This window comes from Rhodococcus gannanensis, assembly GCF_042681175.1.
GTDB classification, from domain to species: Bacteria; Actinomycetota; Actinomycetes; order Mycobacteriales; family Mycobacteriaceae; genus Rhodococcus_G; species Rhodococcus_G gannanensis.
This window is the reverse complement of the sequence record NZ_JBHUFB010000013.1, coordinates 155,016-171,266: the sequence shown is the minus strand read 5'-3', so window position 1 is coordinate 171,266 and position 16,251 is coordinate 155,016. Positions and strand designations below refer to the sequence as shown.

Annotated in this window: 15 protein-coding genes; 10 read left to right on the top strand and 5 right to left on the bottom strand. The window is 70.3% G+C overall.

Annotated elements, in window-relative coordinates:
* Positions 1-10: 10 nt before the first annotated feature.
* The gene (locus ACFSJG_RS18000; RefSeq protein WP_378486859.1) at positions 11-739 is read right to left on the bottom strand and encodes an amino acid ABC transporter ATP-binding protein; all 729 of its coding nucleotides are present in this window, start codon (positions 737-739) and stop codon (positions 11-13) included.
* A gap of 183 nt (positions 740-922) precedes the next feature.
* On the opposite strand from ACFSJG_RS18000, the gene miaB reads away from it, so the two are divergent.
* Positions 923-2,446 carry a tRNA (N6-isopentenyl adenosine(37)-C2)-methylthiotransferase MiaB gene (gene miaB / locus ACFSJG_RS17995; protein ID WP_378486606.1) on the top strand — a complete coding sequence of 508 codons (1,524 nt, stop codon included), beginning with the start codon at positions 923-925 and terminating at the stop codon, positions 2,444-2,446.
* On the top strand, positions 2,443-3,012 hold the full coding sequence (locus ACFSJG_RS17990) for an Rv2732c family membrane protein (protein WP_378486605.1): 570 nt from the start codon (positions 2,443-2,445) through the stop codon (positions 3,010-3,012). Before miaB ends, ACFSJG_RS17990 begins: the two co-directional genes overlap by 4 nt.
* Before the next feature lie 3 nt (positions 3,013-3,015).
* On the opposite strand, the gene ACFSJG_RS17985 is transcribed toward ACFSJG_RS17990, so the two are convergent.
* Both ACFSJG_RS17985 and ACFSJG_RS17980 read right to left on the bottom strand, forming a co-directional pair.
* Positions 3,016-4,413 carry a DUF2252 domain-containing protein gene (locus tag ACFSJG_RS17985; protein WP_378486604.1) on the bottom strand — a complete coding sequence of 466 codons (1,398 nt, stop codon included), beginning with the start codon at positions 4,411-4,413 and terminating at the stop codon, positions 3,016-3,018.
* 77 nt (positions 4,414-4,490) lie between these two features.
* Entirely contained in the window at positions 4,491-5,846 is a 1,356-nt protein-coding gene (locus tag ACFSJG_RS17980; RefSeq protein ID WP_378486603.1) for a DUF349 domain-containing protein, read from the bottom strand.
* A gap of 227 nt (positions 5,847-6,073) precedes the next feature.
* On the opposite strand from ACFSJG_RS17980, the gene ACFSJG_RS17975 reads away from it, so the two are divergent.
* Positions 6,074-6,790 carry a class III extradiol ring-cleavage dioxygenase family protein gene (locus tag ACFSJG_RS17975; RefSeq protein WP_378486602.1) on the top strand — a complete coding sequence of 239 codons (717 nt, stop codon included), beginning with the start codon at positions 6,074-6,076 and terminating at the stop codon, positions 6,788-6,790.
* Positions 6,778-7,707: a tRNA (adenosine(37)-N6)-dimethylallyltransferase MiaA gene (gene miaA / locus ACFSJG_RS17970; RefSeq protein ID WP_378486601.1), complete on the top strand. Its 930-nt coding sequence runs from the start codon at positions 6,778-6,780 to the stop codon at positions 7,705-7,707. Before ACFSJG_RS17975 ends, miaA begins: the two co-directional genes overlap by 13 nt.
* On the opposite strand, the gene ACFSJG_RS17965 is transcribed toward miaA, so the two are convergent.
* Positions 7,708-8,853 carry an esterase/lipase family protein gene (locus ACFSJG_RS17965; RefSeq protein WP_378486600.1) on the bottom strand — a complete coding sequence of 382 codons (1,146 nt, stop codon included), beginning with the start codon at positions 8,851-8,853 and terminating at the stop codon, positions 7,708-7,710.
* 118 nt (positions 8,854-8,971) lie between these two features.
* Here ACFSJG_RS17965 and ACFSJG_RS17960 point away from each other — a divergent pair, with 118 nt between their 5' ends.
* The 6 genes from ACFSJG_RS17960 (at position 8,972) to ACFSJG_RS17935 (ending at position 15,566) form a co-directional block, all read left to right on the top strand.
* Entirely contained in the window at positions 8,972-9,832 is an 861-nt protein-coding gene (locus ACFSJG_RS17960; RefSeq protein WP_378486599.1) for a TrmH family RNA methyltransferase, read from the top strand.
* 80 nt (positions 9,833-9,912) lie between these two features.
* A complete protein-coding gene (gene dapF / locus ACFSJG_RS17955) occupies positions 9,913-10,785 on the top strand; it encodes a diaminopimelate epimerase (RefSeq protein ID WP_378486858.1) in 873 nt (290 codons plus the stop codon).
* 111 nt (positions 10,786-10,896) lie between these two features.
* Complete coding sequence (gene hflX, locus ACFSJG_RS17950; RefSeq protein ID WP_378486857.1) at positions 10,897-12,333, top strand: GTPase HflX; 1,437 nt, start codon at positions 10,897-10,899, stop codon at positions 12,331-12,333.
* 4 nt (positions 12,334-12,337) lie between these two features.
* The gene (locus ACFSJG_RS17945; RefSeq protein ID WP_378486598.1) at positions 12,338-13,378 is read left to right on the top strand and encodes a hypothetical protein; all 1,041 of its coding nucleotides are present in this window, start codon (positions 12,338-12,340) and stop codon (positions 13,376-13,378) included.
* A gap of 331 nt (positions 13,379-13,709) precedes the next feature.
* Positions 13,710-14,462, top strand: a complete 753-nt coding sequence (locus ACFSJG_RS17940; RefSeq protein ID WP_378486597.1) for a pentapeptide repeat-containing protein — start codon at positions 13,710-13,712, stop codon at positions 14,460-14,462.
* A gap of 147 nt (positions 14,463-14,609) precedes the next feature.
* Complete coding sequence (locus ACFSJG_RS17935) at positions 14,610-15,566, top strand: hypothetical protein (protein ID WP_378486596.1); 957 nt, start codon at positions 14,610-14,612, stop codon at positions 15,564-15,566.
* 13 nt (positions 15,567-15,579) lie between these two features.
* On the opposite strand, the gene ACFSJG_RS17930 is transcribed toward ACFSJG_RS17935, so the two are convergent.
* Entirely contained in the window at positions 15,580-16,245 is a 666-nt protein-coding gene (locus ACFSJG_RS17930) for a GAP family protein (protein WP_378486595.1), read from the bottom strand.
* Positions 16,246-16,251: the final 6 nt, after the last annotated feature.

Sequence of the window (16,251 nt, the reverse complement as noted above, 5' to 3'; positions counted from 1 at the left end):
GGATCGCCGGTCAGTGGCCGAGGATCTTCCCGAGGAAGTCCCTCGCACGATCCGATTTCGGGGCGGTGAAGAAGCTGTCCGGGTCGGTGTCCTCGACGATCTGGCCGTCGGCCATGAACAGCACGCGGTCCCCGGCCTTGCGGGCGAATCCCATCTCGTGGGTGACGACGAGCATCGTCATGCCGTCCCTGGCGAGCGAGGTCATGACGTCGAGCACCTCGCTGACCATCTCGGGGTCGAGCGCGGAGGTCGGCTCGTCGAACAGCATCACCTTCGGGCTCATCGCCAGGGCTCGGGCGATGGCGACGCGCTGCTGCTGGCCACCCGACAACTGGGCGGGATACTTGTCGGCCTGATTGGCGATCCCCACCCGGTCGAGCAACTCCAGGGCACGTGACCTGGCCTCGGACTTGCCCGTCTTGCGTACCTTGACCGGGGCGAGCATGACGTTCTCGAGGATCGTCTTGTGCGCGAACAGGTTGAACGACTGGAACACCATGCCGACGTCGGCGCGGAGGGCGGCCAGCGCCTTTCCCTCGGCGGGCAGCTCCCGTCCGTCGACCCGGATCACGCCCTCGTCGACCGGCTCGAGCCGATTGATCGTCCGGCACAGCGTCGACTTCCCGGACCCGGACGGCCCCACGACGATCACGACCTGCCCGACCGGCACCTCGAGCGTGATGTCACGCAGGACGTGCAGGTCGCCGAAGTGTTTCTGGACGCCGGTCATCGAGATCATGGAGGTCGTGGTGGCGGTGGGCGCGGTGCCCGGTTCACCCGCATTCGTCATAGCAGCAGACCCTAGGGCTGAGCTCGGCCCGGCGCCTGTTTTGCTGCCGCCCCGGCGCGCCGCGTAATGGAATCTTTACTCTGCGTCGCACCGTGTCGAGGGCCACCTCCGCAGACGCCGTACCCTGGACGCGTGGATTCGATCGACCTCACCTCCCCGAAGACCCGCAGCTACGAGGTGCGCACCTTCGGGTGTCAGATGAACGTGCACGACTCGGAGCGGCTCTCGGGTCTGCTCGAGGAGGCGGGCTACACGAAGGCCACGCCCGGTGTCGACCCCGACCTGCTGGTGTTCAACACCTGCGCGGTCCGTGAGAACGCCGACAACAAGCTGTACGGCACCCTCGGCCACCTGCGGCCGACGAAGGACGCGCACCCGGGGATGCAGATCGCCGTCGGCGGCTGCCTCGCGCAGAAGGACCGCGACACGGTGGTCAAGAAGGCGCCGTGGGTGGACGTCGTGTTCGGCACCCACAACATCGGTTCGCTGCCGGTGCTGCTCGAGCGTGCCCGGCACAACGAGGAGGCACAGGTCGAGATCCTCGACTCGCTGGAGGCGTTCCCCTCGACGCTGCCCGCGAAACGGGAGTCGGCCTACGCGGGCTGGGTCTCCATCTCCGTCGGCTGCAACAACACCTGCACCTTCTGCATCGTGCCGTCGCTGCGTGGCAAGGAGGTGGACCGCAGGCCGGGCGACATCCTCGCCGAGGTGCAGGCGCTCGTGAACGAAGGCGTCCTCGAGGTCACCCTGCTCGGACAGAACGTCAACTCCTACGGGGTGTCCTTCGCCGATCCCGAGCTGCCTCGCGACCGGGGTGCCTTCGCGAAGCTGCTGCGCGCCTGCGGGCAGATCGAGGGTCTCGAGCGGATCCGGTTCACGTCACCGCATCCGGCGGAGTTCACCGACGACGTCATCGAGGCGATGGCGGACACGCCGAACGTGTGCCCGCAGCTCCACATGCCACTGCAGTCCGGTTCCGACCGCCTGCTCAAGGAGATGCGCCGGTCCTACCGCAGCGCGAAGTTCCTCGGCATCATCGACAAGGTTCGTGCCGCGATGCCGCATGCCGCGATCACCACCGACATCATCGTCGGCTTCCCCGGCGAGACCGAGGAGGACTTCCAGGCCACGCTGGACGTGGTCCGGCAGGCGCGGTTCACCAGCGCGTTCACCTTCCAGTACTCGAAGCGCCCCGGGACGCCCGCTGCCGAGCTGCCCGACCAGCTCCCGAAGGAGATCGTCCAGGAGCGCTACGACCGGCTGATCGCGCTGCAGGAGGAGATCACCCTCGACGAGAACCGGAAGCTCGTCGGCACCGAGGTGGAGCTGCTCGTCGCCGCCGGTGAGGGGCGCAAGAACGCCGAGACGCGCCGGATGAGCGGCCGTGCTCGCGACGGCCGGCTCGTGCACTTCCGTCCCGAGGGGAATCTCGACGGCGACGTCCGGCCCGGTGACGTGATCACCGCCGTCGTGACCGGGGCCGCCCCGCACCACCTGATCGCCGACGATCTCGTCCTGACGCACCGCCGGACCCGCGCCGGCGACTCCCACGAACGCGGCATCACCCCGAAGACCCCGCCGATCGGTGTCGGTCTCGGCCTCCCGCAGATCGGTGCGCCCGCACCGCAGCCCACCGTCACCGGATGTGGAGTATGAGCAGCAACAAGCCCGAGGATTCGTTCGAGCAGTACCGCAAGGACATCGACGCGGCGGAGAAGAAGGTCGCCCGGGAGATCGACCCGGGTCTGCGTGCCCTCGTCGTCGCCGTGGGCATGCTCGCCTTGGTCGGCACGTTCGCGCTCCCGCACACCGGTGACGCGAAGGGCTGGGACGTCCTCGCCGGGAACGACGTCGCACTCGCCGAGGACATCGCACTGCCGTCCCGGGTGTTCGTGTGGCTGACGCTGGTGTTCGGCATCGTCATCGGCATGCTCGCGCTCGCCACCCGCCGGTGGGCGTTGGCATGGATCGCGGTCGCGGGTTCGGCTGTCGCGAGCGTGTTCGGCATGCTGGCGATCTGGTCGCGTCAGACCCTCGACGTCGGGTCACCCGGCGGTGGACCCGGCATCGGATTGATCCTCGGCTGGGTCCTGATCATGGTCCTGACCTTCCACTGGCTGCACGTCGTCTGGCAGCGCACGGCCGTCCAGCTCGCAGCCGAGGAGGAACGCAGGCGACGCAGCGCGGAGACCGAGGGCCACATCCTGTGGGGCGAGCGCTGACGCTCAGGCGCTGACCGCCGCGACTCGGCCGGAGCGGACCGCACGCTCCAGGTCCTCGTGGTCGACCTCCGTGCGATCTGCGTAGCGGACCGCGTACCGGCCGATCGCCTCGTCGAGGTCGGCGTCGCCGTCGAAGTAGCCCGCCAGCAGTCGCGGATCGAGCGAGCGGGTGTGCGCCCGGGCGAGCAGCGCCCCCGCGAGCCGACCGTAGTCGTCGAGGTGGTTGCCGTCCAGCGCGGTCGGGTCGATGTCGCCCTTCAGATTGCGGAACTGCCGGACGATGTACGGCTGCCCGTCGATCGTGGTCCAGCCGAGCAGGATGTCGGTTTCGGCCTGAACGAGCCGGGCCCCGTGCACGATCCGCTCACCCTGGTGCTCGAAGGCGGCGTGGGGGAACAGCGCGGTGTCGAGGTGGGGCGCGAGCGCGGACCGCTGCGCCTGCTTGACCTGCAGAACGAGGGCCTCGTCGCCGTTGCCGAGCAGGAGTGCGACGTAGCTGCGCAGGCCCACACTGCCGGTGCCGACGATCCGGAACGCCACGTCGGCGACGGAGAAGCGCCCGAGCAGCGTCCGGCGCGACTCCCGCAGTGTGTCGACGTAGCGCTCGAGACCGTCGATCACGGCGCCGCAGCTGGCGCCGTCGACGCGGGTGAGGATCGGCGGGTTCTCGACGAACCGGCGCTGACGCACCCCGGTCACGTGGTCGTCGAGGTGTTCGGTCCAGCGTTCCGCGACCTTCGCGCTGGTGTTGCGCTTCGCCTTGCGTGCCGCCTTCTCGAAGTCGTCGAGGAGTTCGTCGGCCTTGGCGCGCGTGATCGCGGCCTTGTCCGGGAGCGCGTTCCACGATGTCAGGAACGGCATCTCCGCGAGGTCCCGGATGGTCCGCCGGTAGGAGCGGACGGCGTCCTCGGCAGCCTCGACGCAGGCGCGCTCGGCCACGCCGCCCTCGCGCCCGGCGAGAACCAGGCTCGCTGCGAGCCGCTTGAGATCCCACTCCCACGGGCCCGGGACGGTCTCGTCGAAGTCGTTGACGTCCATGACGATCTCGCCGTCCGGTGTCCCGTAGAGCCCGAAGTTCGCGGCATGGGCGTCGCCGCACAACTGTGCGGCGATACCGGTGACGGGAGTCGCCGCGAGGTCGGCCGCCATCAGTCCGGCGGCGCCGCGGAAGAAGGCGAACGGCGACTCGACCATGCGTCCGATGCGCAGTGGAACGAGATGGTCGAGCCGGCCGCGGTTGCTCGCTGCCACGAAGTCGAGAACGGCCGGCCGGTCCGCAGCGGCCGGGTCGTGGTCGTGTGCGGACGCCGGAACCATCTCGCGCAGCGCCTGGCCCCGGGCGAAGACCTCGTCGGCGTCCACGCGGGTGCGGAGGTCGAGTCGAGTTGTGTCAGCGGTCACCGCGGAGACAGTAGACGACCGTCGCCGGGTCTGTGCGCCCGGCGACGGTGATCGTCACACCCGTGGTGACCTGTCGGTCAGCGGTCCTCGACTGCGCCCTCGGCCGCATCGGCCCATTCGCGCCACTGCTTGGCCTGCGCGAGCGCCTGTTCGGCGTCCTTCGTCTTGCCCGCGGCTGTGGCCTTGGCGGCCTGCTCCTCGAACTGGGCCACCCGCTCGCGGAACTGCGCCGCCCGCGCCATCGCCTCGGGGTCGGTGCGTCGCCACTGGGAATCGGCGGCGTCGCGGACCTTCTTCTCGATCGCGTGCAGCCGGCTCTCGAGGTCGTGCATTTTCTCGCGGGGGACCTTGCCGATCTCGTCCCACTTCTCCTGCAGGTCGCGCAGCGCCGAACGGGCCGAGTCGAGGCCCTTCGCGGGGTCGATGTCGACACCGTCGAGCAGGGCCTCCTTGGCCGCCGCGTTGCTCTCGAACTCCGCGTCCCGCTCCGAGGAGGCGGCGTTGCGGGCGCCGAAGAACACGTCCTGCGCCGCCTTGAAGCGCTTCCACAGTGCGTCGTCGGCCTCGCGGGGCGCGCGGCCTGCGGCCTTCCACTCGGCGAGCAGGTCACGGAACGCGCCGGCGGTCGGGCCCCAGTCGGTGGAGTCCCGCAGCTCCTCGGCGCGCGCACACAGCTCTTCCTTGCGGGTCTTTGCCGCGGCACGCTCCCGGTCGAGCTCCGCGAAGTGCGCTCCCCGTCGCCGGTTGAACGCCTCGCGGGCCTTCGAGTAGCGCTTCCAGAGTGCGTCGTCGAGCTTGCGATCGACACCGCGAATCGTCTTCCACTCGTCGAGGATCTCGCGGAGCCGGTCGCCCGCGGCCTTCCACTGCGTCGACTCCGCGCCGATCTGCTCGGCTTCCGCAGCCAGTTCCTCCTTGCGGTGGGTGTGTTCCTCGCGCACGTGGTCGCGCTCCGCCTTCTCCGCCTCCGCGGCCTGTGCGGAGCTGCTGATCACGGCGTCGAGGCGGGAGGCGAGCGCGTCGATGTCGCCGATCACCGCTGCGGTGGGCAGCGACTCGGCGAGCGCGACGGCCGCGGTGCGGGTGCGGCGCGCGTCGCCGGTTCCCGAGGTCAGTCGGGTTTCGAGGAGTCCCACCTCGGTTGCGAGGTCGTCGTATCGGCGACCGAAGTGCGCGAGGCCTTCGGCTGCGTCGCCGGCCTGCCACGAACCGATCTGACGTTCGCCGTCCGCGGTCTTCACCCACGCGGTGCCGTCCTCGTCGACACGGCCGAACAGGCTCGGATCGCTCGGCGGTGCGATGGCCGGTGCGTGTACGGCAGCGGCGGGAGAGGGGGTGACGGCGCCGGGTTTCGCCGCGCCCGGCTTCGGTGCGCCGGGCTTGGGGGCACCAGGCTTGGGTGCGCCGGGCTTGGGTGCGCTGTTGTCGGTCATGGCTCCTCATCTCTGCCGCGCGTCACGGCTGCCGCTGCCTCGCTCGTCACACACCCGATCGGCGCGTGTTGGTCCTATTCAACCCGGAACGAGGTGTTCCGACCATTGAAACAGCTCGGACGACGAGAGTTGGGATTGCACGGTCCGTGCGTCGGGCGACTGCCGCGCATGCGTCGGGCGCGTGCCTCGTGGCGAGTTGCGCCGCGTGGCGACTACCGTTGCCCGGTGTGTTCACCGCCGCGGCCCTGGTTTCCTGCCCACCTCTGCTGATACCTGAACTGGCTGGCGCCGCGACGCAGGAGACCGCAGACCTGCGGTCGGCCTCTGTCGAGGCCGCCGCCCGCTTGGCGGAGTCCGCGGGCACTTGGACGATCGTCGGTGTCGGCGCCGCCGGTGCGCACTACGGCCCGGGGACGGTGGGGAGTTTCGCCGGATTCGGCGTCGACGTGCGGGTCGGGCTCGGTGCCGGCCCGGGCACTCCCATCGACCCGGACGTGCCACTCCCGGTTCTCGTCGGTGGCTGGTTGCGTGCCGCCGCGCCAGGTGACGTGGTCGCGGACGCCCTCGTCGTCGCGGCGGACACCACACCCGAGGAGTGCGTCGACATCGGAGCCCGGCTCCGGAAGGAACTCGACGGCGACGCGACGGCACAGAGCGTCCTCGTGGTGGCGGACGGTGCGAACACCCTGACGTCGAAGGCTCCCGGCGCCTTCGACGAGCGTGCACCGCAGGTGCAGCGCGAACTCGACCGAGCCCTGGACACCGGCGATCTCGACCACCTGCGTCGGCTCGATCCGACCGCGTGCGACTCCTTCGGAATCGAGGGACGAGCGGCATGGCAGGTGCTGGCCGGCCTCTTCGGCGCCGCGCCGAGCCAGGTCACGACCACTTATCGCGGCGCGCCTTTCGGTGTGGCCTATCACGTCGGACTGTGGCTGCCGTGACCGGCGGAATCCGGCCGATCGCGGTGGTCGGGCCGACCGCGAGCGGCAAGTCCGACCTGGGGCTCGAACTGGCAGAGCGCCTGGGCGGCGAGATCGTCAACATCGACGCGATGCAGCAGTACCGCGGCATGGACATCGGCACCGCGAAACTGACGGTCGAGGAGCGCCGCGGGATCGTGCATCACCAACTCGACGTCCTGGACGTGACGGAGACCGCGACCGTCGCTCGGTACCAGGACGCCGCGCGCGCGGACGTCGAGGCGATCGCGGCGCGTGGCGCCGTGCCGGTGATCGTGGGCGGCTCGATGATGTACGTCCAGTCGCTGCTCGACGACTGGTCGTTCCCGGCCACCGACCCCGACGTGCGCGCGAAGTGGGAGGCGGTGCTCGCCGAGCGGGGTGTCGTGGGCGTCCACGAGGAACTCCGGAAGGCGGACCCGCAGGCCGCGGCGACCATCCTGCCGACCGACGGCAGACGAATGGTGCGCGCTCTCGAGGTCGTCGAACTGACCGGGCGACCGTTCGCCGCGTCGGCGCCGGCGATCGGGGAACCGCGGTGGGGTGCGGTGCTCATCGGTGTCGATCGGGACACCGTCGAACTCGACGAGCGGATCGAACGCCGGACGCGGCTCATGTTCGAGACGGGTCTGGTCGAGGAGGTCGAGGCACTGCTCGGCGCGGGTCTGCGCGAGGGCGTGACCGCGCCCCGGGCGATCGGATACGCGCAGGTGCTCGCGGCGATGGACGGCGAGTACGACCTGGACGAGGCCCGGGAACGCACGTTCATCGGGACACGGCGCTACGTCCGCAGGCAACGTTCCTGGTTCCGTCGCGACGACCGGATCACCTGGGTCGACGCCGCTCGCCCGGATCTCGTGTCGATGGCTCTCTCCGTGGTCGAGGGCCGCTCCGCCTGACTAGGACCCGGACAGGTCGGCGATCGCGTCGACCGGGCCCGCGGATCCGGCCGACCCGGCGTCCGCGTGGTCGGATCCGCCGAGTACCGCGGCGTGCGGTTCGCAACGGATGGCCGCCTCCGGGGTACCGACCGGGTCGAAGGCGTGCTTGACCCAGTCGATCGCCCGCGGCGAGTACGTCAGGCTGGCGTGGTCGGACAGGTCGTCGACGCAGCCGTCCTGGAGTGTCACGTTGCGGACCGATGCGCCCGGACCGGCGGTGAGGAAGGTGGACGCGTACGGCGTCGTGATCTCGTCGTAGCGGGTGGCGATCACCGTGTATGCGACACCGGGCACCGTGTCACCTGCGGCGTCGAGCCGATCCAGCAGATCGGAACCGATCATCTGCTGGATCGGAGCCCGGCCTGCAACCGATCCGAGGGCGGGATCGAGGTCGACGAGGCCGTCTATCGCCCGGGCGACCACACCCGCACCGAGGAGGGTCGTGCCGTGGTTGGTGGCGCCCATCGTCACCAGGTTCGCGACCTTGTTCCGGCTCGGGTCCACGGGATCGGCTCCGCCCGCGAACGCCAGGTACTGGCGCGCGGCGAGCCCGCCCTGCGAGTGGCCGACCATGTCGACCTGCGCCGCGCCGGTCGCTGCGAGCACACGGTCGACGAACCCGCCGATCTCGTGAGCCGATTGCTCGATCGGACCGAGGCCCTGCGTGTTCGGCAGTATCGACAGCACTCCGCCGCCGTCGAGTGGCCCGACCCTGCCGTAGTCGGGCGCGAACACGCAGAATCCCTCCTCGGCCAGAGCAGGCGCGAGCGCGGCGAAGTTGTCGAAGGAGTTCTCCCAGGTGCCGTGCACCAACACGACGGGCCGTGGATGCGTCGCGGACGGCAGGCAGGACCAGTCGTTCGTGCCCGCAGGCGCGAGGCCGGGCCGGACCAGAGTGGTTCCGAATCCGGTGACGAAGTTGGACGCCGCGGATCCGGAGTCGATCGACCCGGTGTCCGGAGGCTCGGGCGGTGCTGCCGAAGCGGCGGGGTGGACGGCGGTGAGTGTCGCGCACAGGGTGAACACCGCGGCGGCGGTGAACCGTCGCACCGCGATTCGCCGATTTCCGCCGCCACGGCGAATCGTGATCGTGTCGTGTGTCACAGTCCGCACACTAGACCGACAGACCGCCTGGTCGGGGGTGTTCGGCGGGGCCGTGGCCTGGACCTAGACTCGCGGGTATGACGTCGCGAGCCACAGGCCACCCACTGCAGGTCGGCCGATGAGCCGTACCTCCGGCGGCGGGCAGCCGCCGCGCGTCACCGTCCGCAACGCCAGGTTCCAGCAGTGGCTCTCGTACCTGGCGACCCGGTCCAAGCGGACGAAGGCGGGCCGATTCCTGATCCAGGGTGTGCGTCCGCTGACGCTCGCGATCGAGCACGATTGGCCGATCGACACCCTGCTCTACCGCGTCGACGGCGATCCTCTGTCCCGTTGGGCCAGGGACCTGCTGGCCGGCTGGTCGGGAGAGAAGATCGGTGTCAGCGGCGTGCTGATGGCCGAACTCGGCGAGCGTTCGGAGGCGGCGCCGGAGCTGATCGCGGTGGCGAAGACACGGACCCGCTCGCTGGCTGGGCTGACGATGCGCGGCTCCGACCACGAGCCCCTGGTCGTGGTCTTCGACCGACCCTCGTCGCCCGGCAATCTCGGTACCCTCGTCCGCAGCGCGGACGCGTTCGGGGCGGACGCCGTCGTCGTCACCGGTCACGCCGCCGACCCGTTCGATCCGCAGTGTGTGCGGGCGTCCACCGGTTCGCTCTTCGCGATGCCGGTGTTCACGGCCGCCGATCCTGCCGAGGTGGTCGCGTTCCGTGACCGTCAGAGCCGGCACCTGCAGATCGTCGGCACCGATGAGGACGGTGACGCCACCGTCTTCGACCACGACCTGAGAGGCGGGACGATCCTGGTGATCGGAAACGAGACACGCGGCATGAGTGCCGGCTGGCGACGGGCCTGTGACGTGACGGTGAGCATCCCGATCGGCGGAGCGGCCAGCTCCCTCGGTGCCCCGTCCGCGGGTGCGGTCTGCCTGTACGAGGTAACGCGACAGCGTTCCGCGACGGCCTCCGGGGGTGCGCGATGACCGTCTCCGACCACGTGGCCGCGCGATTGAGCCTGTTCGGCGCCGCGGCGTCGATGCGAGGCGCCGCTAGCATGGTCGCCATGCAGTTCGCGAAGGGTCACGGCACACAGAACGATTTCGTGATCCTGCCCGATCTCGACGCCACCGTCGATCTGACCGAGGCCCGGGTGTCCGCGCTGTGCGATCGCAACCGCGGCATCGGCGCGGACGGAGTGCTGCGCGTCGCGCGGGCCGGAGTCCTCGTGGAGGCCGGGGTGCTCGACGTGTTGCCCGACGGCGTCGCGGCCGATCACTGGTTCATGGACTACCGCAACGCCGACGGGTCCGTCGCCGAGATGTGCGGCAACGGAGTTCGGGTGTTCGCGCACTTCCTGCGGGCCTCGGGTCTCGAGTCGGAAGCCGAGTTCGTCGTGGGTTCGCGGGCCGGTGCCCGGCCGGTGATCGTGCACGCGGTCTCCGGCGCGACCGCCGACGTCACCGTGGCGATGGGCCGGGTCCGCGAGCTGGGTACCTCGACCGCGACTGTCGCGGGACGGGAGTTCACCGGACTCGGAATCGACGTCGGCAACCCGCACCTGGCGTGCGTGTCCGACGAGCTGACGGCGGCTGCGCTGGCCGACCTGGACCTGACCTCGGCGCCGGATTTCGATGCGTCGTTCTTCGAGCACGGCGTGAACGTGGAGATCCTGACCCCGATCCGGGACAGCGGGGTGGACATGCGTGTCTACGAGCGCGGCGTCGGGGAGACCCGGTCGTGCGGCACGGGAACCGTCGCGGCGGCGGCCGCGGCGTTGCGTGCGGACGGCCGAGCCGAGGGTGAGGTTCGGGTCCGGGTGCCGGGCGGTGAGGTCGTGGTCACCGTCGCGGACGGCTCGGCGACGCTGCGCGGACCGTCGGTGCTCGTCGCGTCGGGAAGCCTCGACGAGTCCTGGTGGTCGTCGCTCGGTCGGTGACGGCCGGCAATCGGCTCCGGGTGACGCGGGCCCGGTCGTCCCGGCGTTAATCGGGGTGCATCGCGGTGGCCGGGCGTGGGATCATGGCGGTGTATGACGAAATCAGACGAAATGACCGACATGTCCCGCACCGGGTCCGACTTCGACCGGGCCGGGCACTCGCCGTCGGTCGGTGAACTCCAGCTCGACGAGCGCAGCGCACTCCGCCGCGTCGCGGGTCTGTCCACCGAGCTCACCGACATCACCGAGGTCGAGTACCGGCAGCTGCGCCTCGAGCGGGTCGTACTGGTGGGGGTGTGGACCTCCGGAACGGCCGCGCAGGCAGACGCCAGCATGACCGAGCTCGCCGCGCTCGCCGAGACTGCGGGCTCCGAGGTCCTCGAGGGGCTCGTGCAGCGCCGCGACAAACCGGACGCCGCCACCTACATCGGATCGGGCAAGGCCGACGAGTTGCGCGAGGTGGTTCTCGCGACCGGTGCGGACACCGTGATCTGCGACGGTGAGCTGACGCCCGCCCAGCTGACCGCGCTGGAGAAGGTCGTCAAGGTCAAGGTGATCGACCGGACGGCCCTGATCCTCGACATCTTCGCCCAGCACGCCACCTCCAGTGAAGGCAAGGCGCAGGTTGCCCTCGCGCAGATGGAGTACATGCTGCCCCGGCTGCGCGGCTGGGGTGAGTCGATGTCCCGGCAGGCCGGTGGCCGTGCAGGCAGCAACGGCGGTGTGGGTCTGCGTGGTCCGGGCGAGACGAAGATCGAGACGGACCGGCGCCGCATCCGCGAGCGGATGGCGAAGCTGCGCCGCGAGATCAAGGGGATGAAGGCGGCGCGCGACACGAAGCGAACCAAGCGGCTGCGCAGCGATGTGCCGTCGGTGGCCATCGTCGGCTACACCAATGCGGGCAAGTCGAGCCTCCTCAACGCCCTCACCGGGGCCGGAGTCCTCGTGCAGGACGCACTGTTCGCGACGCTGGACCCGACGACCCGGAAGGCCGAGTTCCCGGACGGGCGGCAGTACGTGCTCACCGACACCGTCGGTTTCGTGCGGCACCTGCCGACGCAGCTGGTCGAGGCGTTCCGGTCCACTCTGGAGGAGGTCGCGGACGCCGACCTGCTCCTGCACGTGGTGGACGGCTCGGACCCGCTGCCGACGGAGCAGATCAAGGCGGTGCGCGAGGTGATCGTCGACGTGCTCCGCGAGTCCGATGCGCCTCCGCCGCCGGAACTGTTGGTGGTCAACAAGATCGACGCCGCCGACCCGGTGACGTTGACGCAGTTGCGCGCACTGCTGACCGGAGCGAAGTTCGTCTCGGCGCACACCGGTGAGGGCATCGAGAACCTGCGGGCAACGCTCGCCGACATGGTGAGCCCACCGGAGGTCGAGATCGAGGTGCTCCTCCCGTACAGCCGGGGTGACCTGGTGGCGCGGATCCACGCCGACGGCCGCATCGTCGACACCGCACACGAGGCGGAGGGCACGCTCGTGCGGGCCAAGGTGCCGCCTGCGCTGGCAGCGGCGCTCGACGAGTACCGGCACAGCGCAGCCTGAGTTGGTGCCGGGGGTGTGGGGCCGCGTGGCGGCCGCAGGCGTCGTGGTGGGCGCGGTGTTCGTCGTGGCCGCACCGGCCGGTGCCCAGGAGACGTCGGTGCCGGAGGTGACGGACGTCGAGGTCGAGACCCTCTGCACGCCAACCGAACCGGGGCTCGTGGAGCTGTCGGGCCTGGCGGCCGACGATGGTCGGATGTACGCGATCGGCGACAGCGGGGCGGATCAGACGGTGTGGGTCCTGGGTGAGAACTGCGCGGTCACCGGGACGCTCGACGTCCCTGTGGACTCGTACGACGTCGAGGATCTCGCCCTGCACGACGGCACCCTCTGGCTCTCGGACACCGGTGACAACGACAGGCGACGCGAGACGATCGCGTTGACGTCGATGGATGCCACTTCCGGGGAGGGTGGACTGCACCGACTGACGTATCCCGACACCGCGCAGGACGCCGAGGCGCTCCTTGTCGGTGTCGACGGGCGCCCGGTGATCGTCACGAAGACCCTGCTCGGGGAATCGGGTGTCTACGTCTCCGACGTTCCCGTGACGGACCTGCCGAGTCCCGGACCGAGCCCGTTGCGGCGAGCGGGTGCGATCCGGGTCGGACCGACGGACACACCCGGCGGGCCCGTGCCGTCGGCCGGTTCGACGCTGGTGACGGGAGGCGCCGTGAGCGTGGACGGCCGGGTCGTGGCGCTGCGTACCTACACCGACGCGTACCTGTACGCGGCACCCGACGGTGACGTCGTCGCCGCACTCACCGGGTCGACGCCGATCCGCATTCCGTTGCCGAACGAGCCGCAGGGCGAGGCGATCGCCTTCACGGGCGCAGGCGACCTGCTCTCGGCCTCGGAGTCGACGGCGGCGGCACCGGCACCCATCCGGATCGTCCGTGGTGCAACGGATCTGGTGTCGCTGCCCGACAGCTCCGACAATGTGTCAGTCGCGATCCAGGTCGAACCGGCGGCGGTGGTCGCGGTGGGTGTCGTCCTCGTCGCGGGCGCGGCCGGCGCCACGTGGTGGATCGTGCGGCGGCGGCGCTCCTGAACTCCCGTCCTGGAGTCGTGACCTGCTAGTCTGGCCGGCAGTGATCATCACATCGCGTCCGTGAACCGGACCCATCGCTCGTCACCCGAGCCGCGTCTGTCCGCGGTGGTGATTCTGTGTGTCCCGAGGGGGAACCCGACAGCGGGTTCCCTGGCTTCCGTCCCTACCGGAACCACCCTCTGGAGTTCACATGACCATCTCTTCGTCACACGTGTCCCTTCACCCGCCAATCGGTCAGCCCGTCGACCCGGCCGATCGTCGCACCCTGCTGCACCCTGACTGCACTAGGTGTTTCGCCCTGTGCTGCACTGCTTTCGGATTCTCGAGGTCGGTGGACTTCGCGGAGGACAAACCAGCGGGGGTGCCCTGCCGGCACCTCGACCGGGCGTTCGCCTGCACCATCCACGGCGCGCTGCGCGACAGGGGATTTCGTGGATGTACGACGTTCGACTGCTTCGGCGCAGGTCAGGTTGTCTCCCAGCGGTTGTTCGGCGGGATGAGCTGGCGGGACCGTCCGGAGACACGCGCGCAGATGTTCTCGGTGTTCGCGACCGTCAAGCAGGTGCACGAGATGATCTGGCACCTCCTCGAGGCGCAGGAACGCACCTACGACCCCGGGACCGCGCGCGAGGCAGCCGATCTCGCGGATTCGCTGGCGTCCGTCGTCGCCGGGGGACTCCACGGCGTGCTGTCGCTGGAGACGGACGTCGTGCGCGAGGCGGTCCGGACGGTGCTGACGAACGTCAGTGCCGAGGTGCGCTCCGCCTACTTCGCCGATGCCGGTGACCTCGACCCGCGGCTGCGCCCGGGCGCCGATCTCGCCGGATGCGACCTGCGCGGACTGCGGCTGTGTGGCGCAGACCTGCGAGGAGCGGTGCTGATCGGCGCCGACCTCGCGGAATGCGATCTCACCGCGGTGGACCTGCTCGGCGCCGATCTGCGGGACACGCGCGTGGCGGGTGCCGACCTGTCCTCGCCGTTGTACCTGACACAGGCGCAGGTCGAGAGCGCACGCGGCAGCGGTACGACACGGCTGCCGCAGGTTCTCTCGTCACCTGCGCACTGGTGCACGTCGCCGCGATGACCCACAAGCGATTCGGTCGATTCCCGGGCAGTGGCGCGAGGTGGCGGGCACACTGGTCCGCGCGAAGGTGCCGTCGGTACCCACCAGCCAGCGGGCGGCGCGGTACCAGGGCACCGCCCGATCCCGACTCGGAGGAGCCCTGCGACGATGACCCGATCGATCACGCGTGCACGACACCGGTGGCTCACGATTGCCGTCGCGGTGGCGGGTTCGGTAGTCCTGACGACCGCTCCCGTTGCGGCGCAGAGCTCCGCCGGCTCGGCGGGTTCGTCGTCCGGATCCGCGGCCGCCGACGCGGAGTTCGACACGCTCTGCACGCCAACGGAGTCCGGACTGTCCGAGGTGTCGGGCCTGGTGTCGGACGGGGATCGGATGTTCGCGATCGGGGACAGCGGCACCGATCGCACCCTGTGGGTGCTCGACGACGAGTGCGCGGTCACCGGGTCGTTGCCGGTGCCGGTCACCCCGGTCGACGTCGAGGACCTCGCGATGTCCGGCGGCACCCTGTGGCTCGCCGACACCGGCGACAACAACCGCGCCCGCACGTCGATCGGACTGATCTCGATGGATCCGGACACGGGCGCGGGTGAGCATCGTTCGCTCGTCTACCCGGACGGCGCTCACGATGCGGAAGCCCTGCTGGTCGGAGCGGACGGCAGACCGGTGATCGTCACCAAGGAGATCCTCCTAGCCGCGGGGGTCTACACGGTGGACCAGTCGGCCGCGGACCTGCCGGAGGGGCCGACGACGCTGCGACGCGCCGGGCAGGTTCGGCTCGGGCCGACCGACACTCCCGGCGGGCCGGTGCCGATCGCCGGGTCGACGCTCGTGACCGGGGGAGCGGTGAGCGCGGACGGCCGCGTCGTCGCACTGCGGACCTACACGGACGTCTACCTCTTCTCGGCGCCGGACGGTGACATCGTGGCCGCCCTGACCGGGTCGGGGCCGATCCGGGTACCGATGCCGAACCAGCCGCAGGGCGAGGCGATCGCCTTCACTCCGAACGGGGACCTGCTCAGTGCCTCCGAGGCCGTGGACGGCCCGCTGCAACCTGTCCAGATCCTGCGTAGGGCGACTGCACTGGTGCCGACCTCAGCGGGGTGACCGGACGTCGCGGCTACAGCGTGGCTGCCCCGTTGCCGATCAGTGCGACGCCGAGAACGAGCAGGACGGCGGCCATGATTGCGGCGTTGTGACGGGTCATCCACGTGCCGGCCGCGTCCAGCGTGCGATCGGCGCTGTCCGCGAGGGCGACCCGAACGACCGCAGGTGCACCGACTGTCAGGCTGGCCACGACGGCGAAGACGATCAGGGCGATGACCTGCTCGTGTACGCGGGGCGTGGCATCCGCGATCACCGTCGCGCCGGCAGCGACCAGTGCCAGGTTCTTCGGATTCGCTGCCGCGAGCAGGAACCCGAGGCGGAGCGCTCGTGCTTCGGTCATGGTCTGGGCGGCCGCCATCCACCGCGGGAGAGTGGGGTCCTGCCCATTCCGGGGTCGTGCGCGCCACTTCCGGACGGCCAGCACGACCAGCAGCACGCCGAGTGTGAGCTTCAGTGCGCCGACCCACCAGGTGGGCTCGGCTGCCAGCGCGATCACGTCGACGACGGTCAGCACCACGGCGCCCGCCGCGATCAGGCCCCCGACCCAGCCTCCGACGAAGGCATACGACACTCGGGCCGGCCGCGTGGTGATCAGGACCGTCGACAGCATCACCATCGGCATCGCGGCCAACGCCAAGCCGAACGCAATCGGTAGCGACAGCACGATCGCGGTGGTCACGAGTCG